The organism is Corynebacterium spheniscorum (assembly GCF_900113445.1).
GTDB lineage: Bacteria > Actinomycetota > Actinomycetes > Mycobacteriales > Mycobacteriaceae > Corynebacterium > Corynebacterium spheniscorum.
In genome coordinates this window covers 1-1154 of sequence record NZ_FOPJ01000013.1, presented here as the reverse complement: position 1 = coordinate 1154, position 1154 = coordinate 1, and the positions used below count along the sequence as shown (strand labels likewise).

At 58.9% G+C, this 1154-nt stretch carries 1 protein-coding gene; it reads right to left on the bottom strand.

All coding sequences use genetic code 11. From position 1 onward, the window contains the following. Positions 1 to 1019: putative Ig domain-containing protein (locus BMZ01_RS11235; protein WP_218140946.1), on the bottom strand; the 1019-nt coding region annotated here is incomplete at its 3' end. Between the last annotated feature and the right edge of the window lie 135 nt (positions 1020 to 1154).

Sequence of the window (1154 nt, the reverse complement as noted above, 5' to 3'; positions counted from 1 at the left end):
GGGGTGGTCGTTTCGGACTCAGACGGTTCCGGAGTGGTCGTTTCAGACTCAGACGGTGTCGGAGTGGTCGTTTCGGACTCAGACGGTTCCGGGGTCACCGTGGTACCGCTGTCTGCCGGGTGGACCTTGTAGTTAATGTTCTGCGTCGTGGTGTTGCCTGCATCATCCGTTGCGGTGATGGTCAGAACATAGTCACCAGCAGTACCAGCTGCAGGGGTACCGGACACAGTGATCTCACCGGTGGCGGGATCGTAGATCGCTGTCATGCCTTCAGGCAGACCGCTGACGGTCACCTGGTCCTCGCGCATCGGGGCGCCATCATCGGTAACCGTGGCAACCACGGTGTCCGTAGCTAGCTCACCTTCGACGAGGTGTGGCATGCGCTGGCCTTCGATCAACGGTGGGGTGGTATCCGAATCATCCACAATCGGAGCATCCTCAGCAGGATGGACCTTAGCTTGGATGTCTTGGCTGGTGGTGTTACCAGAGGGGTCAGTTGCCGTGATAGTGACAACATAGTCCCCCGGAGTCGTCGGAGTGCCTTCAATGGTCACTTCGCCAGTGACTGGATCATAGGTGGCAGTCACGCCATCCGGCAGGCCAGTCACAGTCACATCGCTCGGGACGCCGGCATTATCGCTAATGGTGGCGATAACAGTCGGGGTCAGCGGCTCATTTTCAACCATAGTCGGCAGACCATCGGAATCGATGGTCGGTGCGATCGTGTCGGTCACGGAGACCGGAACCTCACCGGTGACAGTGCCACCAGTTACCGGATCGGTAACAGTGACAATGACGGTTGTGTCGCCCTCAGTATCCGGAGTACCAGTGATTTCTAGTTCACCAGTGGCTGGGTTGTAGGTAACAGTAGTGCCACTCGGGACGGTGGTCTCATCAATGACGACCTTATCTGCAGGCAGCGGGTTACCTTCGCCGTCGGTGATCTTACCGATGGTGGTACCAGCGGGGATCTCCTCGTTGACCTCAATCGGACCGCTCTGGCCGGTAGTGATGATCACACCAGAGCTCGGTGCCGGAGTGGTCGTCTCAGACGGTGTCGGAGTGGTCGTCTCAGACGGTGTCGGAGTGGTCGTCTCAGACTCAGACGGTTCCGGGGTGGTCGTCTCGGACTCAGACGGTTCCGGGGTGGTCGT